The organism is Alkalicoccus daliensis, from assembly GCF_900103955.1.
GTDB classification, from domain to species: Bacteria; Bacillota; Bacilli; order Bacillales; family Salisediminibacteriaceae; genus Alkalicoccus; species Alkalicoccus daliensis.
In genome coordinates, this window is record NZ_FNIL01000002.1 from 185632 (window position 1) to 207318 (window position 21687).

A 21687-nucleotide genomic window follows, 5' to 3' on the forward strand; every position below is an offset into this window, starting at 1 on the left:
AAGGAGGCAGCTGATATGAGAAAAAAAGCAGGAATCTGGTTTTATATTTTTCTAAGCATTTTTATCTTCGTCACGATGTTTCCCTTCCTTTGGGTCTTCCTGACGTCGATTAAACCACCGGCAGAAATTTTTAATAACTTTAACTGGTTCACTACCAACCCGACAGGTCAGTCTTATTTAAACGCAATCCAGACGAGGCCGCTGTTTCTTTATATGTGGAACAGTATTGCCGTCTCCACTTTAACTACTGTGCTTGCGATTTCGGTGGCATCTCTTGCAGCATATGCTGTAACCAGGCTGCCGATTAAATTCAAAGGGACGATTCTTGGCATTGTGCTCGCTGCTGCCATGTTCCCGCAGATTGCAATTATTTCGCCGATCTTCAATCTGATCTCTGGACTTGGTCTGCGTAACAGCTATATGGGGCTGGTTATTCCTTATATTACAATCAGTCTTCCGCTTGCAATCTGGATTCTGGCTACTTTCTTTAAGAAAATACCTTATGAGCTGGAGGAGTCTGCGAAACTGGACGGAGCAACGCCGTTTCAGACGTTCCGAAAAATTATTTTTCCGCTGGCTGCACCAGGTGTTTTTACGACCGCAATTCTCGTATTTATCGCTGCGTGGAATGAATTTTTGTTCGCGCTGACGATTAACTCTGATGATAACTGGCGCACGGTGCCGGTCGGACTTTCCCTTTACCAGTCGCAGTACACCATTCCCTGGGGGGATATAACTGCAGCGACGGTACTCGTGACAATACCGATTGTGATTATCGTGTTAATTTTCCAGCGTCGTATTGTAGCTGGACTAACATCAGGTTCCGTAAAAGAATAACAGTTATAGAGGAAGAGCGTCTGTGTAAACAGCAGGCGTTCTTTTTTTTATGAAAAATTCGTATCATTTTCCCTCTCCAAGCTCAGGAAAACTGCCGTTTCTTTTCATTTGAAGGCTGGAAAGATATAATAAGTACAGTTTACCGGAGACTGCGCGGAGATTTGCGGAGCAGTGCCGGGGAAAGGACGTTGTTGCTAATGAATCGACAGGTAGTAATTGAAAAGATACGGGAAGGCCACCGCGGCGCAGTACTTGAAAATGAAAAAGTACAGGAATGGATGCTGGATGATCCTGGGGCCCCACTGCAGGATGGGATGATCCTCAGCGGAAAAGTAAGCAATGTGATCGGCAATATGGAAGCAGCTTTTATTGATATCGGAGCGGCAAAGCATGGATATTTACATAAGAAAGAACATCCCGCGCACCAGCAGTGGAAAATCTCGCAGGAGGGCAGGGAACCGAATATAAGTTCACTGCTCCAGCCTGGGGATAAGGTGCTTGTGCAGGTGAAAAAAGAAGCTGCCGGTACAAAAGGCGCTACGCTTACGATGCTGCTTAATTTCCCGGGGAATTATGTGGTGTTTATGCCTTACGGCGGCTATGCTGCAATTTCCAAAAAACTCGATGATGAGAAGCGTTCGGAGTTGCGGACGGCAGCGAAAACCTGGCTCCGCGGAGATGAAGGTCTGATTGTTAGGACGAATGCTGGAGAGCAGCCGGCAGAGGTGCTGGAAAAAGAATTCTACGCATTGAAAGAAGATTTTGAAGCACTTGCGGAGCAGGGACCGGGGGCACCGGGCACGATTCATCTGGATCAGTCGTCTGTCGTGTCGCGCACAGAAAGAGATTTTTTAACAGATGGAGAAACGGAAATTTTAACAAATGATGCTTCACTAGTGGCAAGGTGGAAGCGGCAGCATCCGGAAACAGCTTCCCGGATTCACTGGAGATCAGAAGTGAGCCTGTTTATCACGATGGGACTGGACCGGGAACTCGAAAAAGCACTCCGCCCATTTGCCTGGATGAAAAACGGGGCCTCGCTGATGATAGAGCAGACAGAGGCAATGACAATTATCGATGTGAATTCTGCAAAGTATACCGGTAAAGGAGCAGGAGAGCTCAGTGGCACAGCAAAAGAAGTAAATCTGGCTGCGGCGCTGGAAATCGCAAGACAGCTCCGTCTTCGGAACATTGGCGGCATTATCATTATTGATTTTATCGACATGAAAACAGACGAGGAAAGAGAAGAAGTGCTGAGCGCCCTAAAGCGGGCTGTCAAACTGGACAGGACGATTACGAATGTGATCGGGTTTACCGGGCTCGGGTATGTGGAGATGACGAGAAAGCAGTCCCGCCGCACGCTGGAATATATGCTGACAGATACTTGTGACACATGCGGGGGTGCGGGCAGAATCGTAAGAAATTCCGCGTTGGGTGAAGATCTGCACCGGACGCTCCTCGCACTCGACAGCGTGGAAGCCGCACTTATCGACGTTTCCCCGCGGTTCTACCGCTGGCTTTTGAGGGAAGGAAAAGAGAGAGTATTGGAAGGGGTAAAAACAGAAGTGGTGCTCCGCGAAAATCCTGCTGCAGGACACTTTCAGCTGGCACGTACAGGTACAATGGAAACGCTTCGCACGAAAGGGGATTTAATTCAGGAAAACAATTGACTCGCTTGAAATAAATGTGATATGATTTCCTTTGTTAGTTATTTGGCTGCGCCCAAATGACTGTAACCGCACGGAGCAGGTTTAAAGCGTTTTACGCACCTGCAATGGCGAGTCTGAGTCCAAGAGGAGGTGCGCAACGTGTACGCAATTATTGAAACTGGTGGAAAACAAGTGAAAGTAGAAGAAGGCCAGGAGGTCTACGTAGAGAAATTGGACGTAGAAGCTGGGGAGACTGTAACTTTTGACCGTGTACTGCTTGTAGGTGGTGACGAAACAAAAGTAGGAGCTCCATTACTTGAAGGTGCTACAGTAACAGGTAAGGTTGAAAAGAATGGCCGTGCGAAAAAGATTACTGTATTCAAGTATAAGGCGAAGAAGAACTATCGCCGTAAGAAAGGTCACCGTCAGCCTTACACAAAGGTAACGATTGATTCAATCAGCCTGTAAGGGGACGTTCCATGATACAAATTCGATTTGATCGAAATAACCGTGGAAAAATTACATCGTTTACGATGAGCGGCCATGCAGAATCAGGTCCTTACGGATATGATCTGGTCTGTGCCGGTGCATCCGCTGTTTCCTTCGGAGCTGTCAATGCGATTTACGCACTGACAGAAACGGAGCTGGAACTGCAGATGGAAGGCGGAGGCGGCTACTTATCAGGAAAAGTTCCGGAAGGACTTTCCGAAACGGTGTATGAGAAAATTCAATTATTGCTCGAAGGAATGCTCGTTTCTTTCTTAACGATGGAAGAGCAGTACGGAGAGTTTATTTCAGTAAAATCCTAGAATCCAGGAGGTGAAGACTATGTTATTGAAGTTGGATCTTCAGTTTTTCGCACAGAAAAAAGGTGTAGGTAGTACGAAAAACGGTCGTGACTCTATCTCGAAGCGCCTTGGTGCCAAGCGCGCAGACGGACAGTCTGTCACTGGCGGTTCGATCCTCGTGCGTCAGCGCGGGACTCGTATTTACCCAGGTGTGAACGTTGGTAAAGGCGGAGACGATACTCTTTTTGCGAAAGTGGACGGCGTGGTTAAGTTTGAGCGCGTTGGACGTGACCGTAAGCGAGTGAGCGTATACCCAGTACCAGCTGCAGAAGCAGTAGAAGCTTAAATAATAAATCCCGGTATTTCCTTTCGAGGAAGTACCGGGATTTTTTTGTGGCCTGTATTTACTGGGAAAAGAAAGTTAGGAAATCTGTTAAATGAATGTTATTAAATTGTAAATGGGAGGTATGGAAAAAGTAAGGAGGGGTTATAGATGAAAAAAATCCGTGGAAGCGCAGGATTTATTGCAGCCTCGCTGCTTATCGTCGGATGCCAGAATGCAGAGGAAACAGAAGAAGGGAATGCTGCACCGGCAGAGGGGAGTGTTGCAGAGGACCGGGAACTGAATGAAAATGAAGATGTTGAGAGAAAAGATGAAAGCAATGAAAATATTGAAGCGGATGCTGCTGCAGAAGATAACAAAGGAGCAGAGAACAGCGGGAATGAAGAAAACGTATCTTCAAATACAGAGGACGACGGTGATGAAAATACAGAAGAAGCGTCTGGAAACAATGACAGCGGTAATAATGGGGAAGCTGCTGCTGAAATTCAGGAAACTTCTGGTTACTTTATTGATACAAACACTTTAGAAGAGGAAGTCGACGGTATTGTGCAATTTTATACAGCAATTTCTTTTGCGCGAGCAGAAGAAGAGCAGCTGCCGCTGGAAGAACAAATAGAGCAGTCACTGACCGATGGAGACCCAACAGAACAGGAGATTCTCCGTTCCTACGCAGATATTTCCACAGATGGGCCTGCGCTTGATCTGCAGTTTCAGGAAGATGGAAATCAGCTTTCCACCACTACTGCACAATCGGGTTTGTTTTATACATCGCTTTTTACAATAAGTGATTTATACGGAATGGAAGAAATATCTTTTTTTAATCCGGAGGAAGAGTTGGATATCATTGTAGCAGAACGCGGGATTCAGGAGCCCTTAAACGTGCAGGAGGAAAGAGACATGACGCGCGGTTATTACACGGTCTATGACGAAGAATTAGAGGAAACCCTGTTTCTGGCCGGCGGAGAAGTAGAGGAACAAATAACAAACGAAGCGGAAGATCCGTTGAATTTTCCGGAAACGATTGAAACAATGACAGCGGTCGAACGTGAAGATGCATTTTACTCCTCAGCGATGGCAGAAGGAATCGAGGTCACGCAAGTAATGCTTGAGGACGGGAATGCTGCCGTAAACTACACGATGGAGGAAGAAAGTGTTTCGGAAGCAGACCGAATCGTATTCGAAAAAGCCGTGCAGCTTGCAGCACTTGATTTTCACGCGGAGGAAATAATTCTGATCAATGAGACGAAGGAAGAACGAATCATATACCCATTAATAGAACAGTAATACACATAGAGGAAGCTGCTGAAGGCTGTGCTTCAGCTGGCGCAGTAGATGTGGATGCTGATAATTCTCTAAAAAAAGCACCTGGAAAAGGATGTGTTTAAATGAAATTGACAGTTGCAGGATACTGGGGAGGCTATCCGGAAAAAGGCAGTGCAACGAGCTGTTACGTGGTGGAATCCGGGAGCGAGACGTTTTTGCTCGACTGTGGCAGCGGTGCGCTCGCTGCGCTGCCGTATATTACTGAGTTAACAAATATCAATTCTATGGTGATCAGCCACCGCCATCACGACCATGTGGCGGATATCGGCTCCTTTGTCTACAGCAGGCTGGTCGCACTGGCACTGAAAAAAACCTCAAGCCAGCTGCAGCTGTATGCGCCGGCAGAGGAAGAAGAATTTTTCCGGTCCTTTGAGAAAAAACAGACGTGTAATATTTACACCTACGAGCAGCCGGATACCGTACAGATCGGGGACACAGAAATTACGTTTCTGCCGACAGGGCACCCGGTTCCCTGCTACGCCATGCGTTTAATTGAAAATAACACGAAAATCGTTTACACAGCGGACGCGGTATTTGATGAAGGGCTGATTCCATTCTGTAAAGATGCGGATCTGCTGATTGCCGAATGCAGCTTCTACGGGGATCAGGATGCAAAAGAGTATGGCCACATGAACAGCCGGGAAGCTGCAGAAATCGCAGAGCGTGCCGGAGTGAAGGAACTCTGGCTTACACATCTTCCTCATTTCGGAGAGCATACGGATCTGCTGAAAGAAGCGGCCGAGATCTTCAGCGGGACGATTCAGCTCGCACACCGGGAGCTTTCCTGGGAAAATTATTAATTATAAACTGGCCTGTCTCTCCTGCAAGGGCAGACAGGTGTTCGGAGTGTTTATAAAAGAAGTTAAGTCCATATTTTTATAAATTTCTATAGATGGATGCGCCTTCGCTTACCAACGAAAATTTGCCTGCTCGAAAAGCATTCCCAGTGGAATAAAGGCTGCAAGTAAAACGTGAAATTATATATGATAAGTTCCGCCACGTCTGTTGATTATCCATTTATTTGAAAAAAGGCCGTTAGGTTACGATAATGCAGTATCTGCGGTTTCTATTTCTTCGCTTGCCGTGGAGAAAGCTTTCAGCTTCCCCGGGAGTACACCGGGGTGATCTTCAAACTTTCTTTTTCCACAGGCGTCTCGAAATAACACCTTGCCACTGCGAAATGTCTTTTATTACGAGTAAAATATAATGGCAACTCCTCCCTTCATAAAACTACAGCATCACTTTTCTAAAAGTAATTAAAAAAAGCAATACGGTCAAAAAAGAGCGGCGCGCAGCTGGCTGCTCCGGGAGGAAATAGGACGATTCGAAGATCCGGCTGCCGAAGGCAGACTAGCTGAGAAAGTCCCCTCCGGAAAGCGTCCAGCGGAAGCAGAGCGTCTTACCGTATTCCAGATAAGAAGCTCTTTCGTTCGTTTTTAGATAGGAAACACGAGATATTATTTGGATAATATTGGCTAATCAACAGACGTGAAGTTCCGCATATATATTGAAAAATTATTTTTAAAGCCCGTACCTGTTACTCCCCCAAGGGAGCAGACAGGTTTTTTTGAATTGTGAAGCAAATCTTTACATATCATTTACAATCCTTTACATGAAATTCATGCTGGATTAACAAACGGAGACTATACTCGGACTTGTGAGAGAGATTATTAAACAGCTTTTTAAAACCAAGGAGGAATTGTACTGTGAAAAAGTTTGGTCTGAGTTTAGTTGCAATGAGTTCGATTGTATTTATGGCAGCATGCGGAGGAAATGAAGGAAATACAGGCGGTAACACGGATAACGCCAACGCTGCTTCTAATAATGAAGCGAACGCAGAAGAAAACAATGAAGCGAATGCAAATGCAGAAGCAAACGAAAATGCTGATAACGCGGAAGCTGCAGAAGACATTTCAGGTTCTGTCAGCATCGACGGTTCCGGTACAGTGTATCCTTTGATGTCCCGAATTGCAGAAGATTATATGACAAATGTGAATAGCGAAGTAAGTGTAGAAGTAAGCCGTGCAGGTACAAGTGCCGGTATGCAGCGTTACGTGCAGGGAGAAACAGATTTCTCCAATGCGTCCCGTGAAGTAAAGGACGAAGAGCTGGAAGAAATGGAAGCAAACGGAATTGATTCAATGGAATTTCCGGTAGCACTGGACGGTATGACTATCGTAATTCACCCGGAAAATGACTGGGCGACAGAAATGACAGTGGAAGAAGTTGAATCTATCTTTATCTCAGGTGCTGTCAATGACGATGATGTAGTAATGTGGTCTGATATCAATGCTGACTGGCCGGAAGAAGAAATTAATACTTACGGGCCGAACGAAAACCACGGCACGTACGAGTTTTTCGTTGATGAACTACTTGATGAGCAGCCGCTGAAGGAAGGTACAAACCTGCAGCAGGAGTATCCGACACTCGTGGAACTCGTAAATGATGACGAAAACGGAATCGGCTTCTTCGGCTTCGGATACTATGAAGCGAATACAGATAACCTCGGCGTTGTTTCTATCGATTTCGGTGAAGGCAATATTACTCCTGCACTGGATAACATCGACTTAGAAGGTGACTATGCACCGTATACACGCCAGGTATTTACAAACTTGAATCTTGATTCCGCCCGTGAAAATCCTGCGGTAAAAGACTTTGCGACGCACGTTTTCGATGTAGCTGATGAACTTGCTGCAGACGCTGGATTTGCACCGCTGCCGGAAGATGAACTGGAAGAATACAAAGCGGAAGTTGAAGCAATCAATTAAGGGAATACGGGCAGGTGCCGGCGATTCAGCTTGCTCCTGCTTTCTTTTTCATCCACAGGGGATATTTAGAGAGGAGATTTAGGGGATGGCTCAATCAGTAAGTGAAATGATCAGAGAGAAAAGAAAATCAAGTAAGAGGCAGAAGCTGGAGAAGCTTGTACCAGGGCTTTTATTTGCAGCAGCATCTGTATCAGTATTAACAACGGTAGGAATATTGCTCACCTTAGTCGTTGAAACGTTTATGTTTTTTACAGAAGTTCCGTTCAGTCAATTTTTCTTCTCCACAGAAATGCAGCCGCTCAACCGTTCAGAACCGACGTTCAGTATTCTGCCACTGCTTTCGGCAACCCTGCTTTCTACAGTAATTGCGATGCTTGTGGCAATACCAATTGGTCTGACAACTGCTGTATATCTTAGTGAATATGCAACAGACAGAGCGAGAAGAGTGTTAAAACCGATTGTCGAAGTTTTAGCAGGAATCCCAACAATTGTATATGGATTCTTTGCATTTACATTTGTCACACCGGTGCTTCAGAATATTATACCGATTCTGGACCGGACGAACATTCTCAGTCCCGGAATAGTGATGGGAATCATGATTATTCCAATGGTTGCTTCCTTATCGGAAGATGCGCTCAGCTCTGTACCGCTTTCGATGCGGGAGGGTGCGATGGCGTTCGGGGCTACGAAGTTTGAAACGACAGTCCGTGTTGTGATTCCTGCTGCAATTTCAGGAATTATTGCTTCCTTCGTTCTCGGAATTTCCAGGGCGATTGGTGAAACGATGATCGTGACAATTGCGAGCGGAAGTAACAAAAACCTGACGTTTGATATTACCCAGTCCATGCAGACAATGACTGCCTACATTGTAGAAGTAACAAGCGGAGATGCAGGAGCTGGAACCACAGCTTATTACAGTCTGTATGCAGTGGCTATCACACTTTTTGTCTTTACATTAGCGATGAATATGCTTGCGAAATATATTTCAAAACGTTACCGGGAGGAGTATTAAATGGAACAGAACTACATTAATCAGGAAGAAGTGTCACGCCGCATTCCCGGAAGACTTGCGGTCAATAAAGTGGTCCGAGGATTATTTCTTACCTCGACGCTGTTCGGCCTGGTAGTACTGGCAATACTGCTGTACGACGTAATCACCGACAGCTGGGGCTGGATTGACTGGCAGTTTTTAACGAGCGTGATGTCCTTCAATGAAGAAGCAGCAGGAATTATCGGTGCAATCAGCGGCACCCTCTGGCTGATGCTGATTGTTGGGCCGGTTACGATGATCATCGGCGTTGCAACAGCAATTTACCTGGAAGAGTATGTGAAAGAAGGAAGAGTACGGACCTTTTTTGAAACGAACGTAGCCAACCTTGCAGGAGTTCCTTCTATTGTTTTCGGCCTGCTGGGACTTACCGTTTTTGTACGCTTAATGAATATGGGTTCTGTTGTGCTTGCCGGGGGGCTCACAATGTCACTGCTCGTGCTGCCGATTGTAATCGTGTCGGCGCAGGAATCCCTTCGTGCCGTACCTTCTTATTTAAGGGAAGCTTCTTTCGGAATGGGGGCGACACGCTGGCAGACGATCCGCAGTGTGGTTCTTCCAGCAGCACTGCCGAGTATTTTAACAGGGATGATCCTTGCTATGTCGCGCGCGATTGGGGAAACTGCTCCATTGATTGCACTTGGCATTCCGGCACTGCTGATTCCACTGCCATCCGGCCTGTTTGACAGCTTTACCGTACTGCCGGTGCAGGTGTACTACTGGACGATTGACGCCGCGTTAAATCAGAACTATGCATCACTTGCTGCCGCAACGATCGTTGTACTGCTCGTACTGATGTTTATCTTAAACTCTGCTGCTATCTTAATCCGAAATAAATTCCAGCAGCGGTTTTAAATAGTGCACAGCATAAATTTCTATCAAAGGGGATGAAGAAAGATGAGTATAAATTCACTGCAGGAACGTCCATCAAGAGAAGAAGCAACAGTAACACAGGAGGAAGCAAGGGAAGCTGTCTTTCGCACAGAAGGGCTGAACCTGTGGTACGGGAATACACAGGCACTTCATAATATTGAACTCGATCAGCGCGCCAATGAAGTAACGGCAATTATCGGTCCATCCGGCTGCGGAAAGTCCACTTATATTAAAACGCTGAACCGCATGGTGCAGATGAATCCGATCGTAAAAGTAACCGGCAAGGTATACTACCGGGATCAAAACATTTTTGACCGGAAATTCCCGGTGGAAGAACTGCGTACCCGTGTAGGAATGGTATTCCAAAAGCCGAATCCGTTTCCAAAAACAATTTTTGAAAATGTTGCCTATGGGCCGAAAATTCACGGGATCCGCAATAAAAAGCTGCTTGCAGAAATTGTGGAAGAAAGCCTGAAAGGTGCTGCAATCTGGGAGGAAGTAAAAGACCGCCTCCAGGAAAATGCATTCGGGCTTTCCGGCGGGCAGCAGCAGCGTCTCTGTATTGCACGCTGCCTTGCGATTGAGCCGGATGTAATTTTGATGGATGAGCCGACTTCGGCGCTTGATCCGAAATCCACCTTAAAAGTGGAAGAGCTTGTGCAGCAGCTGAAAAGTAAATACTCCATTATGATTGTGACGCATAATATGCAGCAGGCAGCGCGGATTTCTGACAGAACTGCATTTTTCTTAAATGGAGAAGTAATTGAATTTGACGAAACTGATAAAATTTTCTCCAACCCTTCTGACAAGCGGACAGAAGATTATATTACAGGAAGATTCGGTTAAGGAGGGACAGCAGGAATGAGCAGAGAAATTTTTATTACAGAGCTGGATGAGCTGCAGCAGGAAATTTATGCGCTTGGCAGACATATTGAATCAACGTTTAAAAAAGTAGTGCAGGCAATGAACAAAGGAGAAAAAGCGGTGCTGCAGGATTTAATTGAAGCAGATGAAGAAGTAAATGAAGTAGAGCTGAAAATTAATGAACAGGCGACGCTGATGATTACAAAACAGCAGCCGGTGGCAAGTGATCTGCGGCATATTATCGTCTGCCTGAAAATCAGCAGTGATTTAGAAAGAATGGGAGATCTGAGCGTGGATATGGCAAAAGCATATCTGCATATGCCTTCCAATCAGGCGTACCAGGCATATCGCCCGGAGCTTGATGCGATGGTAAGCAAAGTGGAAATCATGGTCCGCCAGGTGATGGAGGCATATGATTCCAAGGATATGCTGAAAGCCCAGCAGCTTGCGGCTATGGATGATGATATTGATCAGGCTTACGGAAAGCTCGTAAAAGATTTATTCCGTTCGGAATACAGCGTAGACCAGACAGCCCAGCTTGCTTTTATTGCCCGCTATATGGAGCGAATCGGCGATTACTGCACGAATATTTCCGAGTGGATTATTTATGAGGTGAATGGCAAACGTTTTGACCTGAACTAAGGTGACAGGTGGTGGAGCAATGAGTGAACAGACCATTTTAATCGTGGAAAAAGAAGCATCACTGCAAAAGGAAATTGAACATGCGTTTCAGCAGGCTGGTTTCCGAAGCTGGAAAACGAGCCTGCAGGAAGAAGCAATGAATATGATCCAGCAGATGAAACCGGCAGGTGTTGTCATTGGTTCGGAATTAAAGGATGGAAGCGGTCTGGATCTCTGCCGCGCCATACGTCAGGCGAAAAATTGGACCCCGCTGGTGATGGTGACGGAAGCAGCCAATGAAATAGACTGTGTCCTCAGTCTGGAACTTGGTGCGGATGACTATGTAACAAAACCGCTCCGCTTAAAGGAGCTGGTCGCCCGTATGAAAGCAGTTCTCCGGCGGGGAAGTCTCTGCTGCGGTACGGAAGTGGAACGCACTGAGCCAGGTATTTTAAGAAATGGTGAACTGAAAATAAACAGTGAGCAGTTTGCGGTATCTTTTCGAGGAGAATGGATTGATGTCACCAGAAAGGAATTTGAACTGCTTGTGTTTTTTGCGAATCATCTGGACCAGTCTTTTTCAAGAGAAGAGCTGCTTGAAGCCATCTCCACAGAAGAACAGGGAATGGATAAACGGATTATTGATGTATTTGTCAGCAGAATTCGGCAGAAGATTGAACCGAATAAGCAGCATCCGAATTATATTAAGACAGTCAGAGGCGTAGGTTATATGATGCGTTCCCAGACCTCTTCCATCGCCAGGTAATAATTTTCATAAACTTTATGTGATCTTTACACAACCCTAATATCTGCTTCATAAACAGGGTGTAAAATAAAATTATGTAATGGGACCCCCCTTCTTTCATTGCATATCCCCTTATTCCAGGTCATTGCGGCCTGGTTTTTTTATTGGTTTTAATAAGAATCTTTAACTGAGAGAGCAGAAAGATTAAGCTTGATAGGGCTTTCTTTTCAGCAGCAAAAACCCCTGCGGACTTTCGCCTGTTCTCTGGGGTTTTTGCTGCGTTTTAAATTTATGGTATGCTGAAAGATAAACGTTCAGGGGAAGTCCGGCAGGCAGCTTGTGCTTAGCATAAATTCAGTGTAAAACGGGTAGTGGAATTAGTATTCTGAGCATTTTATAATATACGGAACAAATTTATAGGAGTCGGTAGAAGATGACAGCAGGAACAGAAATAATACACAAGAAAATAATAATAGATCAGGTGGAGATCCATTGTGAAGCAGCGGTAAATGAGAAACCGGCTTTATTACTCGTGCACGGTTTTATGTCCTCCACCTTTACCTTTCGCAAAGTTATTCCGATGCTGGCAGAACATTTTTCCGTCGTGGCAATTGATCTTCCTGGATTCGGGCAGAGTGAAAAATCTGTTTCCTTCATTTATTCTTATGAGAACTACGCACGGATCGTTTTAAAAGCCATGGATTATTTTCAATTTGATAAAGTGTCTCTTATTGGTCATTCCATGGGAGGACAGATTGCCTTGAACGCAGCCAGACTTGCGCCTGACAGAATAGAAAAGCTGGTGCTGCTTGGAAGCTCGGGTTATTTAAACAAAGCGAAAAAATATATGGTATTAAGCACGTATCTGCCGTTTTTTGATAAATATATATACTATTACATTCAAAAAAGAGGCGTGAAAAGTGCCCTGGAAAACGTTTTGTTCGACTCGTCCAACGTCACTACGGACTTAATTCATCAATTCGGCGAGCCGCTGAAAGACAGGAACATGTATAAAGCGCTTGTCAGATTACTGCGCTACCGCGAAGGGGATCTGTCTTCCGAACAGCTGCAGCAAATTCATACGCCCTCCTTATTGATATGGGGAGAAGAAGATAAAGTAGTGCGTCCGCAGGTGGGAAGAAGGCTTGCAAAGGATCTGCCGGGTGCAGAATTTATTACTTTTCAGCAGGCAGGACACCTGATCACAGAAGAACGTCCAAAAGAAGTATTTGAAAAAATTCTGCAGTTTCTTGGAGAGGGGAAGGAGCTGGAGCATGCTTTCGGACAGGTGTAATATGAAAATTAGAAAAAACCTGCTGCCAGTACGGCGATAATACAGGAGCTGGCACTGCCGATAACCGCACCGATCAGGCAGTCTGTCGGATAATGCAGACCGAGATACATTCGGGAAAAGGCAACGGTTGCTGCTGCCGGAAGAAGCAGGAAAGCCAGTAGAGGAAGGTAGATGGAAAACATCACTGCCAGGGAGAAGGCTGCTGTAGAATGTCCGGAAGGAAAAGAAAAATCCTTGAGTGCTTTGGAAGACAGCGTCACGTTTTGCAGACGCTCATAGGGTCTTGGTCTTGAGAATCTTTTTTTAATTACATGCACAATCAGGTGGCTGAAAACCAGAGAAAACAGCGCACTTAATATCCACCGTGCTTCTAAGCTGTTTGGATACAGAAATAAAAAACCGAGCATGGAAATAGTAAAGACAGCACCGCCTAAATGAGTGATTTTCGGTAACGCATGATCGAACAGCCTGCATCTGAACTGCTGGTGGCACGTATGAAATATCTGCAGATCGTATTTCACTACCCAGTCAACAAAGCGTTCCATCGTTCCGCCTCCTTTATCTTTCCTGGATTCATAATTTCATTATAACCGGCAGATATTAAGGGAACGTTAAGGGGATGTTTAGTTTCTCCTGTAATTTTTACATGAAATCCATTTTCCTTTTACATTCATCTGCTACATTGGTAGTGAAAGCAGTAGCGATGATATGTGAGGAGGAAAAAGAATGCGGATAGCGATTTTCTCAGATACTTATGATCCCGATGTGAACGGTGTGGCGAAAACCTTGAAAAGATATACAGATTATTTAAAAAATCAAGATGTCGAGTATCGGATTTACGTGCCTGCGAATCAGCAGGGAACGTCAGACTTTCCCAATGTAGAACGATTTACAAGTATTCCATTTCTGTTGTATCCTGAATGCAGAATTGCCCTTCCAAACCTGCTTCATATGAAACACTCCCTCGATAAATTCCAGCCGGATCTTATCCACGTGGCCACTCCTTTTAATCTTGGACTTTACGGAATGTATTATGGTAAAAAACACGAGATTCCGATGGTTGCTTCCTACCACACCCATTTTGACCAATATTTAAAATACTATCATGTTCCTTTCTTAAAGCAGCTGTTATGGCGGTATATGAAGTGGTTTCACTTTCCTTTCGACCGTGTGTTTGTGCCCTCCCCCAGCACAAAAGCTGCATTGGAGGAAGAGGAGCTGCATCAGGATATAGGCATTTGGGGAAGGGGCGTGGAGCACCAGTTTTATGCCCCGTGGAAACGCTCGGAAGCAGTGAGAAATCGTTACAATATTCAGGAGAAATCGATTCTGCTGTATGCAGGAAGGCTGGCTCCTGAAAAAGATATTGATACGCTGCTGAAGACGTTTCAATCCCTGCCGGAAAACTTGAAGAAGGATACACATCTCTTAATAGTAGGAGACGGACCGATGTATGACCGAATTTTCAAGGAAAAGCTAGCGAATGTGACACTCACCGGGTTTTTAAAAGGAGAAGCCCTGGCAGAGGCTTACGCTTCGAGTGATGCCTTTCTCTTTCCCTCTTCGACAGAAACTTTTGGAAACGTTGTGTTGGAGGCACTTTCTTCCGGACTCCCGGTTCTCGGTGCCGATGCAGGAGGCGTCAAACATTTGGTCGATCATGGGAAAAACGGTTTTCTGTCAGCACCGGGAGATGTTACCGGCTTCGTTTCCAATACTTGCAGGCTGCTTGAAAATAAACAGTTAAGAGCGCAGATGGGCGATGAAGCGAGACAATCGGCTCTGAGTCAATCCTGGGAGGAAATTTTTTCTCAGCTGCTCGTAAGTTTTGAACAGGTAAGGAAATGGAGAATAAAACGGCCAGCCTGACAAGAAAAGCGCTGCTGGAGACTTTTCAGCCTGCATCACCTATACACGAACACTATTCTGGAATGTTACTTTTCCCCAGTCTTTCTTTACTGTTTATGCGGCAGAGGCACACAATCCTCTGCTTATTTTTATTGCTTCAGAAAAAAACGATCAGCAGTCTTAGGGTTTTCAGTATTAGACAACAGGAAAAAATTTAGAAAACTTTTACAAAAGATTTATAAAAGGTTTATAAATTTCTTATAAAATAGATGTACATAGTTTTTTTACAGGAGAAATTCATAAATATACTTGCTGAGCCAATTCATCATGCAATTTTATGGCTGTTTTAAAGAAACAATAAAGACGTTCGTATAAAAGGCAGAGATCGAAACGTAAGACGGCGACTCGGATGGAGAAAAGTGAAGCCTGAAAATTCATTTTGGCAGCGCATAGCGGTGGAAAAATTAGTGGAAGCTGAGCCCGATGGAAAGAATCCGTCTGAAGAGGAAGCCGTTTTCAGTGTTCGAAAATAATACTGCGACATCAACTGATGAAATTGATTTTACTGTAAGTATTAATAAAAGGAGGAAAATCTATGACACATCCATCACTGGATCACCCAAAACTATACAATAACCGTGAACTCAGCTGGCTCGCTTTTAACCAGAGGGTATTGGAAGAGGCCATGGATGAAAGAAACCTGCATCTGGAGAGGTGTAAATTTCTGGCGATTTTCAGTGCCAATCTGGATGAATTTTTTATGGTGCGCGTTGCCGGACTGAAAGAGCAGGTGAAGGCAGGATTTACAGAGCCGGATAATAAATCAGGATTAACACCAAAGCAGCAGCTGGGAAGAATCTCAGAAAAAACAAACACGCTGATCCAGCAGCAGTACAATACATACACGAATCAACTTCTGCCTGCATTGAAAAACAAACAGATTCACATAACGAAAATGAAAGATTTAAAAAGCACGCAGCGGAACAGGCTGGAAACGTATTTTACGGAAGAAATATATCCTGTGCTGACGCCCCGTGCAATTGACAGCTATCACCCATTCCCCCAGCTGTTAAGCAAAAGTTTAAATTTAGCGGTGATTTTAAAGGGGCGGCGCAGTTCCAGTGAAACCCTCAGCCAGCTGGGAGGGAAATTTGCCATTCTGCAGGTGCCTGGGGTGCTGGATCGTCTTGTAAAAGTACACGGGACAGAAAGAACTTTCGTACTGCTGGAAGATGTCATTGCTTATTTCTCCGCTGATTTATTTCCAGGGCATGAGCTTGTCAGCGTGACGCCATTCCGCATTACGAGAAATGCAGATTTAACGATAGAGGAAGACGGGGCATCGGATCTGCTCAATGTGATTGAAGAAGAAATTAAAAAGCGGCGCTGGGGTGCAGAAATCAGATTAGAAGTGGAAGGGCCGGATTACGATAAAAAGGTACTCCAATACCTGCAGCGGAGATTAAATATTCACGTACGGGATACGTTTATTCTCCAGGGGCCGCTGGATATGACCTTTCTCTTTTCTTTATACAGCTGGGCGGAAAAACAGGTGGAAACGCTCGTAGAAGCACCTCTTCCCGCGAGAATTCCCCCAGGTCTACAACATGGCAAAGAATTATTTGCGACAGCGCTGAAGAAAGATATTTTGCTGTACCATCCATACGATTCGTTTATTCCCGTTGTCGACTTTATTGCCGAAGCTGCAGCGGATCCTTCTGTGCTGGCAATTAAACAGACCTTATACCGGGTCAGTAAAAATTCCTCAATCATTCAGGCATTGAAGCAGGCAGCGATGAACGGGAAACAGGTAACGGTACTTGTGGAGCTGAAAGCAAGATTCGATGAAGAAAACAATGTCGGCTGGGCAAAGGAACTGGAAAAAGAAGGATGCCACGTGATTTATGGCGTGACGCATGTAAAAACGCACAGCAAAATTACGCTTGTGGTGCGTAAAAGACAGGGAAAAATAGAACGGTTTGTCCATCTCGGCACAGGAAATTACAATGACGCTACTGCGAAGCTGTACACAGATACGGCGATCATTACGACGAATAAAAAGATCGGCATTGACGCAACGAACTTCTTTAATTATTTAAGCGGCTACAGCTCCAAGCCCGATTATTATTATTTGTCAGTAGCGCCGCTGGATATCAGAAAAGATCTTATTCAGCTGATAGACAGGGAAATTGCTTATCATAAAGAGCACGGTGATGGCCATATTATCATTAAAATTAATTCGTTTTCTGATAACGTCCTCATAAAAAAATGTTATGAAGCTTCGATAGCCGGGGTGAAAATTGATTTAATTGTACGCGGTATCTGCTGCCTGCGTCCTGGAATTCCGGAAGTAAGTGAAAACATCCGGGTCATCAGCATTGTGGGCAGATTTTTGGAACACAGCCGTATTTTTTACTTTTATCATCATGGGCAGGAAAAAACATTTTTCTCTTCCGCAGATTTAATGACGCGGAATATGGAAATGAGGATTGAAATCTTATTTCCTATTTTAGAAGCACCGCTGAAAAAGCAGGTGAAGGAATGGCTGTTTTTATATTTAGCAGATAACGTAAAGGCAAGGGAGCAGGATGCGTCCGGAAATTATCATTATGTGCAGCAGGAAGAAGGCGCTCCATCCATTAACAGCCAGCTTGCGATAAAAGACCAGATCGATTCGGCAGTGGAACTTCCCGAAGAGATCAGAGAAATACAGGAAAAAAAGCAGCTCCGCATGTTTGACGGGCTGCTGCATTTATTACAAGGCTTCTCCCGCAACAAAAAGTCCTGGTAATGGAAACAGTGGTTTAGGAGCAAAATGTGGAGTTATTAGCAGCCGTGGGAATTAATTCTTTCCCTGCAGCTGTGAAATCTTAAAAGCAGCTCAGGTGCCGCTGAAAATGGAATATGAATTGTTATGTACAGAAAAATAGACAGGTCTGAACAAAGAAACCACCTTTCTAAAACAGTTTTGCACAGAAAACCTTTTTCCGATATAATGATGCGAGGTACGACTGTTTTTAGAAGGGAGGGACACATTTTGAACTATAGTGTATTTTTACATTCACATTCTCTATTTTGGCTTGTAGCGGTTATTTTATTCGTATTAATTACGACATTTTATCGTTCCGGGAAAGCAAAGCCAGCAAAAATCATGCATATGGTGCTGCGCTTATTTTATATACTGCTGCTTATTACAGGAGTCAGTATGGTGATTATGAATTTTTACTGGGCAACAGCGGTAAAAGGGGCACTGGCGATCTGGCTGATTTATACAATGGAGCTGATTGCAACACGTATGGGCAAAGGCACATTAACCGGCGCAGCAAAAACGAACTTCTGGATTCAATTTGCGCTTGCACTGCTTGCAGTGCTTGTATTTGGATTTGTACTGACTTAATAAAACAATCAGCGGCCTGGAAACAGAAATGTTTCCAGGCCGCTTTTAACGTGCTGAAAAACCTGAACGGGGGTACGCTCAGGTTTTTCAGAAATATATGTTGCATAATTCCGTCTATGGGATGCATTTTCCAGTAAAGAAAATAGGGTTCTTCCCTTTTTTAAGGAGATAAGTACGTATTTCTTGTTTAGAAATTCCCTGTTTCTTTGCTTGAATAATCAGCCCGCCCCAATCCAGGTACTCTGCCACTGTCCTTTCCCTCATTCAGATTCGCTCCTTCCCCAGTCTAGACTGCTAGGCAGCAGGACATCCATAGCAGAGACACACCGTAGGATCCTGCATTTGCGCAGCTTTCTTTCAAAAGCCTGGCCTTTTTCTAGAGTCGAATCGCCCAATAAATTTGATACTTTATACTTATAATATAGACGATATCTTTCGTTTTAAAACCTATATCGTGAATTTTTTCATATTTATAAGGGGATTTTACATAAAAAAATAAATAAAGAACTGGTGCTTTTGTATGTATTATTAGAGATAATCCATCTGGTTTATCCATAAAATCCAAAATTATCCTTTACATTATTTTCTTTTTCCCGTAAACTGGAAATATTCAAAATATTAAATGAAAGGAGCGTTGTCCCATGTTGGCATTAACTGCGGTATCTCAAAGTACAAGATTTCCATTCATGGGCGACGTTTCCTTGCTTCTGTAGCATTACAGAAGAATATAAAGGCCGGAGTCCATTCCCCGTGTCCAGTGTATTTGTCGATGAAACATCAGTCGCCCGGCTGATTGGAGACAAAGAGCTGCACGGGAAGGACTCCGGCTTTTTATTTTTGACTGCAGAAGGCAGGTCTTCGGCAGGCACATAGAAAGGAGGAACTAAAAAGAGAGCGAGCCTTCCGCGCAGAAGCACAGCGGGCGCAGGAGGGATATAAGATGCAGCTGAATTTATTTTTTTTCTCTATTATTATTCAAAAACGAAAACTCTCTGCAAAGGAATTGAAGCGCGAACAGCAATTGATGGAAAAGCAGAAAGCATTCAAACAAGCACAGGACCGCAGCATAGAGCACCGGCGTATGCTGTAAAATTAAAGGAGGAGATAGCTATGCTATTATATGAATGGACGAAAGTGGTAATGATAGGCGATATTCGGACGGGATTTATATAGCAGAAGCAGCGGTTGTAAAAGTTGCTGCATCTGGAAAGCACCGGCGGAGGACTGATCCTTTGCCGGTGTTTTTTCATTTCTTAAGGTGGAACGGTTGTGGAAAATTATGTTAGCATTTAAAGAAGAGAAGATACATAATAATCGGAGGAAAGCAGGGGAGGGGTGAATGATTATGGGAGTTGAGCCTGTATTCTGGGTGGAACTGATCCTGCTGCTGGCTGGAATGATCATGATGATAATGGCTTTTAATTCTGCCATGCGAAAATTTTTCAAAGTGGAAAAGCAGAAGCCGTTTACGAATGTACATATGAATGATGTGCATAAGAAGGCGGATTGGACCGTAAGAGGCTTCGTCATCCTTTATTTAATAGTAGGACATTTTGCGAATATTCATAGAGAGCCTGCAGAGCAGATCTGGTATTTTAATTTTATATTTATTCTGGTTGTTTCGATCGTCGCAACAGAAGGAGTCCAGGCAGTGATGGAGAAGAAGTATGCGGAAAACCCCAATGCCTATAAACTGACACTAAGCCGAATGATATTTGTAGTTTTGTTATTACTAGTGCTGATTATTACAGATTTTTTTGGTCTGATTTAGTGGTGGGTTATTTTAAGGCTTTGTGAAAAACAAAAAGGTGAGCCAGCGGCTTCTCTACCTGCCGCGGAGTTTCCTTAGGAAATAAGCAAGGTTCCATGTAGTGAACTCCAAGCGGAACAAACACCGTTTTCTGGGATGTAAAAATCGCAGCTGGCTTCGTACTGCAGCTGTCTTGGTTTTCTCGTTATTGTATTTCTATAGTAAATGTGTAGGAGTTAGTACCGTTTTCCCAATCCGCCACCACTTCATAAATATAAGTACCAAAACCAGGAGGAGCAGTAAATTGCGCATGCTGGTGTTCTACTTTTTCTTTTGTTCCGCTCTCGTCCCAAAGGTATAGAGTTATATCAGGATTTTCTTCCACCTGAATGTTGATAGTTTCATTTGGCTGAACAGCAATTGCTTCGAGCTCCACAGCGATCTGGAGGGGAGAGGCATGATCAGTCTGGACCACTTCTGTTTCCGTACCTTTCTGCCTTTCCCATTCCTACCCGCCAGGTTCCATTTCATATTCCGTATCATTAATCACAACTTCTCCAGTGAGCGATGGGGGGAACTCATTATCGAGCATGCCTGTTCCGTTCGCTGTGCAGCCGACTGTTACAAATAATCCGCACAGTATTATGTTAAATCGTTGAAATCTCATAATATTCCCCCTTAATTTTTTTGATGAAAGCTGAATAATATGGTTTTTTCAGGACTTTTACTTTCTGGCAGTGATGCAAAGAATACAATAGTGACTTTTAATATATGATTGAAATCAAAGCATTTTGCTTCGGATTTCTTCAGGTATCATGATTACTTCCGGTGTTAAATCTATCGGTGTAAAGGTTTCATCAATGCATTCTTTCCAGAACTCCAAATGCTTTTTATCAATCCAGTGGGTAGAGTCAGTTACCTCTTGTCCGCCGTGACCCTGCACAGAGTACCAGTACATAAATTCTTCCCCATGTAAATCCTCTCTGAAAATCGTCTCCACATACATTTTTTCATCATCTAATGTAAGAAGTACCTCTTCCATATGTTCGTTTAAAAACTTAATCCATTCATCTACGCGTTTTGTTTTATCTTTTTTTACTTTGAATCTGGTTAATTCTACAGTTAATTTCATTGAAAGCTCCTTCACTGATTATCTTATAGGTAGGACAGTATTAATTTAGTTAGTTTCTGTTTTATTTTGAGAAAAAACTTTTTCCTGCTTTATCGTTATTAATATATGCCAGGAAACTAGAAGAGTAACAGCAGGAAGAATTAAATTCCAGGAGGAATAATTTGTTGCAGCTCCAGAATAAAAGGTGTAATGATACATAATTTCGTAAAGCAGCGTCAGAAACAGCGTAACAATGGGACCAAAAATCAATTTTCTAAACACAAGCAACGCTGCAATACCTAAACCGACAGCAGTAAATGGAAGAACAATTAGCTGTTCCACGAATGGATCCAGACCGGGTATAAATGTCATAGTACAACTCCTTAAAGTGAATTAAAAAATACATTTTTTTCCTATTAAAGGTATAA

The 21687-nt window shown here is 44.0% G+C and carries 25 protein-coding genes, 1 riboswitch and 1 other annotated feature; of the genes, 20 read left to right on the top strand and 5 right to left on the bottom strand.

Annotation, left to right across the window (positions count from 1 at the left end):
* Nucleotides 1–15 precede the first annotated feature (15 nt).
* The 14 genes from BLP92_RS05485 (at nt 16) to BLP92_RS05550 (ending at nt 13153) form a co-directional block, all read left to right on the top strand.
* Entirely contained in the window at nt 16–837 is an 822-nt protein-coding gene (locus BLP92_RS05485; RefSeq protein ID WP_090841402.1) for a carbohydrate ABC transporter permease, read from the top strand.
* 197 nt (nt 838–1034) lie between these two features.
* Nucleotides 1035–2507, top strand: a complete 1473-nt coding sequence (locus BLP92_RS05490) for an Rne/Rng family ribonuclease (protein WP_090841404.1) — start codon at nt 1035–1037, stop codon at nt 2505–2507.
* 54 nt (nt 2508–2561) lie between these two features.
* Nucleotides 2562–2632, top strand: a sequence feature (ribosomal protein L21 leader region).
* Between the two features lie 13 nt (nt 2633–2645).
* Nucleotides 2646–2954 (top strand): 50S ribosomal protein L21, encoded by a 309-nt coding sequence (gene rplU / locus BLP92_RS05495; protein ID WP_090841405.1) that lies wholly within the window; start codon nt 2646–2648, stop codon nt 2952–2954.
* An 11-nt stretch (nt 2955–2965) separates the two neighbouring features.
* On the top strand, nt 2966–3295 hold the full coding sequence (locus BLP92_RS05500) for a ribosomal-processing cysteine protease Prp (RefSeq protein ID WP_090841406.1): 330 nt from the start codon (nt 2966–2968) through the stop codon (nt 3293–3295).
* A 19-nt stretch (nt 3296–3314) separates the two neighbouring features.
* Nucleotides 3315–3620 carry a 50S ribosomal protein L27 gene (gene rpmA / locus BLP92_RS05505; protein WP_090841408.1) on the top strand — a complete coding sequence of 102 codons (306 nt, stop codon included), beginning with the start codon at nt 3315–3317 and terminating at the stop codon, nt 3618–3620.
* A gap of 147 nt (nt 3621–3767) precedes the next feature.
* Complete coding sequence (locus tag BLP92_RS05510; protein ID WP_090841410.1) at nt 3768–4901, top strand: hypothetical protein; 1134 nt, start codon at nt 3768–3770, stop codon at nt 4899–4901.
* A gap of 101 nt (nt 4902–5002) precedes the next feature.
* Nucleotides 5003–5740, top strand: coding sequence for an MBL fold metallo-hydrolase (locus BLP92_RS05515; RefSeq protein WP_090841412.1), 738 nt, complete (start codon nt 5003–5005; stop codon nt 5738–5740).
* A gap of 906 nt (nt 5741–6646) precedes the next feature.
* Nucleotides 6647–7708, top strand: a complete 1062-nt coding sequence (locus BLP92_RS05520; RefSeq protein ID WP_244516667.1) for a substrate-binding domain-containing protein — start codon at nt 6647–6649, stop codon at nt 7706–7708.
* 85 nt (nt 7709–7793) lie between these two features.
* Nucleotides 7794–8720, top strand: coding sequence for a phosphate ABC transporter permease subunit PstC (gene pstC / locus BLP92_RS05525; protein ID WP_090841415.1), 927 nt, complete (start codon nt 7794–7796; stop codon nt 8718–8720).
* The gene (gene pstA / locus BLP92_RS05530; protein ID WP_090841417.1) at nt 8721–9611 is read left to right on the top strand and encodes a phosphate ABC transporter permease PstA; all 891 of its coding nucleotides are present in this window, start codon (nt 8721–8723) and stop codon (nt 9609–9611) included. It abuts the gene before it with no gap.
* Nucleotides 9612–9653: 42 nt separating this feature from the next.
* The gene (pstB, locus tag BLP92_RS05535) at nt 9654–10475 is read left to right on the top strand and encodes a phosphate ABC transporter ATP-binding protein PstB (protein WP_090841418.1); all 822 of its coding nucleotides are present in this window, start codon (nt 9654–9656) and stop codon (nt 10473–10475) included.
* Between the two features lie 15 nt (nt 10476–10490).
* Nucleotides 10491–11135: a phosphate signaling complex protein PhoU gene (gene phoU / locus BLP92_RS05540; protein ID WP_090841420.1), complete on the top strand. Its 645-nt coding sequence runs from the start codon at nt 10491–10493 to the stop codon at nt 11133–11135.
* 19 nt (nt 11136–11154) lie between these two features.
* A complete protein-coding gene (locus BLP92_RS05545) occupies nt 11155–11880 on the top strand; it encodes a response regulator transcription factor (protein WP_090841422.1) in 726 nt (241 codons plus the stop codon).
* A 412-nt stretch (nt 11881–12292) separates the two neighbouring features.
* Nucleotides 12293–13153 (top strand): alpha/beta fold hydrolase, encoded by an 861-nt coding sequence (locus BLP92_RS05550; RefSeq protein ID WP_090841424.1) that lies wholly within the window; start codon nt 12293–12295, stop codon nt 13151–13153.
* Between the two features lie 8 nt (nt 13154–13161).
* On the opposite strand, the gene BLP92_RS05555 is transcribed toward BLP92_RS05550, so the two are convergent.
* Complete coding sequence (locus BLP92_RS05555; protein ID WP_090841426.1) at nt 13162–13698, bottom strand: phosphatase PAP2 family protein; 537 nt, start codon at nt 13696–13698, stop codon at nt 13162–13164.
* Between the two features lie 181 nt (nt 13699–13879).
* Here BLP92_RS05555 and BLP92_RS05560 point away from each other — a divergent pair, with 181 nt between their 5' ends.
* The 6 genes from BLP92_RS05560 (at nt 13880) to BLP92_RS05590 (ending at nt 20169) form a co-directional block, all read left to right on the top strand.
* Nucleotides 13880–15022 (top strand): glycosyltransferase family 4 protein, encoded by a 1143-nt coding sequence (locus BLP92_RS05560; protein ID WP_090841428.1) that lies wholly within the window; start codon nt 13880–13882, stop codon nt 15020–15022.
* A 574-nt stretch (nt 15023–15596) separates the two neighbouring features.
* The gene (locus BLP92_RS05570) at nt 15597–17792 is read left to right on the top strand and encodes an RNA degradosome polyphosphate kinase (protein WP_090841431.1); all 2196 of its coding nucleotides are present in this window, start codon (nt 15597–15599) and stop codon (nt 17790–17792) included.
* A gap of 246 nt (nt 17793–18038) precedes the next feature.
* The gene (locus BLP92_RS05575; protein WP_244516668.1) at nt 18039–18398 is read left to right on the top strand and encodes a DUF1516 family protein; all 360 of its coding nucleotides are present in this window, start codon (nt 18039–18041) and stop codon (nt 18396–18398) included.
* Between the two features lie 294 nt (nt 18399–18692).
* A riboswitch (cyclic di-GMP riboswitch) is annotated at nt 18693–18779 on the bottom strand.
* A 369-nt stretch (nt 18780–19148) separates the two neighbouring features.
* Nucleotides 19149–19271, top strand: a complete 123-nt coding sequence (locus BLP92_RS18250; protein ID WP_280138083.1) for a hypothetical protein — start codon at nt 19149–19151, stop codon at nt 19269–19271.
* Between the two features lie 67 nt (nt 19272–19338).
* The gene (locus BLP92_RS05585; protein WP_090841434.1) at nt 19339–19488 is read left to right on the top strand and encodes a YrzI family small protein; all 150 of its coding nucleotides are present in this window, start codon (nt 19339–19341) and stop codon (nt 19486–19488) included.
* Nucleotides 19489–19737: 249 nt separating this feature from the next.
* Nucleotides 19738–20169 carry a DUF4181 domain-containing protein gene (locus BLP92_RS05590; protein ID WP_090841436.1) on the top strand — a complete coding sequence of 144 codons (432 nt, stop codon included), beginning with the start codon at nt 19738–19740 and terminating at the stop codon, nt 20167–20169.
* A 184-nt stretch (nt 20170–20353) separates the two neighbouring features.
* Here the strand turns inward: BLP92_RS05590 and BLP92_RS05595 are convergent, their stop codons facing one another.
* The 4 genes from BLP92_RS05595 to BLP92_RS05605 form a co-directional block, all read right to left on the bottom strand.
* Nucleotides 20354–20623 carry a hypothetical protein gene (locus BLP92_RS05595; protein WP_090841438.1) on the bottom strand — a complete coding sequence of 90 codons (270 nt, stop codon included), beginning with the start codon at nt 20621–20623 and terminating at the stop codon, nt 20354–20356.
* Between the two features lie 33 nt (nt 20624–20656).
* Nucleotides 20657–20815 (bottom strand): hypothetical protein, encoded by a 159-nt coding sequence (locus tag BLP92_RS17950; protein ID WP_175444186.1) that lies wholly within the window; start codon nt 20813–20815, stop codon nt 20657–20659.
* A gap of 114 nt (nt 20816–20929) precedes the next feature.
* Complete coding sequence (locus tag BLP92_RS05600; protein ID WP_090841440.1) at nt 20930–21280, bottom strand: DUF6176 family protein; 351 nt, start codon at nt 21278–21280, stop codon at nt 20930–20932.
* Nucleotides 21281–21325: 45 nt separating this feature from the next.
* Nucleotides 21326–21631, bottom strand: coding sequence for a hypothetical protein (locus BLP92_RS05605; RefSeq protein WP_090841442.1), 306 nt, complete (start codon nt 21629–21631; stop codon nt 21326–21328).
* Nucleotides 21632–21687 lie beyond the last annotated feature (56 nt).

What these genes read in the sequence shown, in the direction of transcription:
- BLP92_RS05485 (WP_090841402.1), top strand. Translation starts at nt 16, where the DNA reads ATGAGAAAAAAAGCAGGAATCTGGTTTTATATTTTTCTAAGCATTTTT.
- BLP92_RS05490 (WP_090841404.1), top strand. Translation starts at nt 1,035, where the DNA reads ATGAATCGACAGGTAGTAATTGAAAAGATACGGGAAGGCCACCGCGGC.
- BLP92_RS05500 (WP_090841406.1), top strand. Translation starts at nt 2,966, where the DNA reads ATGATACAAATTCGATTTGATCGAAATAACCGTGGAAAAATTACATCG.
- rpmA (WP_090841408.1), top strand. Translation starts at nt 3,315, where the DNA reads ATGTTATTGAAGTTGGATCTTCAGTTTTTCGCACAGAAAAAAGGTGTA.
- BLP92_RS05510 (WP_090841410.1), top strand. Translation starts at nt 3,768, where the DNA reads ATGAAAAAAATCCGTGGAAGCGCAGGATTTATTGCAGCCTCGCTGCTT.
- BLP92_RS05515 (WP_090841412.1), top strand. Translation starts at nt 5,003, where the DNA reads ATGAAATTGACAGTTGCAGGATACTGGGGAGGCTATCCGGAAAAAGGC.
- pstC (WP_090841415.1), top strand. Translation starts at nt 7,794, where the DNA reads ATGGCTCAATCAGTAAGTGAAATGATCAGAGAGAAAAGAAAATCAAGT.
- pstA (WP_090841417.1), top strand. Translation starts at nt 8,721, where the DNA reads ATGGAACAGAACTACATTAATCAGGAAGAAGTGTCACGCCGCATTCCC.
- pstB (WP_090841418.1), top strand. Translation starts at nt 9,654, where the DNA reads ATGAGTATAAATTCACTGCAGGAACGTCCATCAAGAGAAGAAGCAACA.
- phoU (WP_090841420.1), top strand. Translation starts at nt 10,491, where the DNA reads ATGAGCAGAGAAATTTTTATTACAGAGCTGGATGAGCTGCAGCAGGAA.
- BLP92_RS05545 (WP_090841422.1), top strand. Translation starts at nt 11,155, where the DNA reads ATGAGTGAACAGACCATTTTAATCGTGGAAAAAGAAGCATCACTGCAA.
- BLP92_RS05550 (WP_090841424.1), top strand. Translation starts at nt 12,293, where the DNA reads ATGACAGCAGGAACAGAAATAATACACAAGAAAATAATAATAGATCAG.
- BLP92_RS05555 (WP_090841426.1), bottom strand. Translation starts at nt 13,698, where the DNA reads ATGGAACGCTTTGTTGACTGGGTAGTGAAATACGATCTGCAGATATTT.
- BLP92_RS05560 (WP_090841428.1), top strand. Translation starts at nt 13,880, where the DNA reads ATGCGGATAGCGATTTTCTCAGATACTTATGATCCCGATGTGAACGGT.
- BLP92_RS05570 (WP_090841431.1), top strand. Translation starts at nt 15,597, where the DNA reads ATGACACATCCATCACTGGATCACCCAAAACTATACAATAACCGTGAA.
- BLP92_RS05585 (WP_090841434.1), top strand. Translation starts at nt 19,339, where the DNA reads ATGCAGCTGAATTTATTTTTTTTCTCTATTATTATTCAAAAACGAAAA.
- BLP92_RS05590 (WP_090841436.1), top strand. Translation starts at nt 19,738, where the DNA reads ATGATTATGGGAGTTGAGCCTGTATTCTGGGTGGAACTGATCCTGCTG.
- BLP92_RS17950 (WP_175444186.1), bottom strand. Translation starts at nt 20,815, where the DNA reads ATGAGATTTCAACGATTTAACATAATACTGTGCGGATTATTTGTAACA.
- BLP92_RS05600 (WP_090841440.1), bottom strand. Translation starts at nt 21,280, where the DNA reads ATGAAATTAACTGTAGAATTAACCAGATTCAAAGTAAAAAAAGATAAA.
- BLP92_RS05605 (WP_090841442.1), bottom strand. Translation starts at nt 21,631, where the DNA reads ATGACATTTATACCCGGTCTGGATCCATTCGTGGAACAGCTAATTGTT.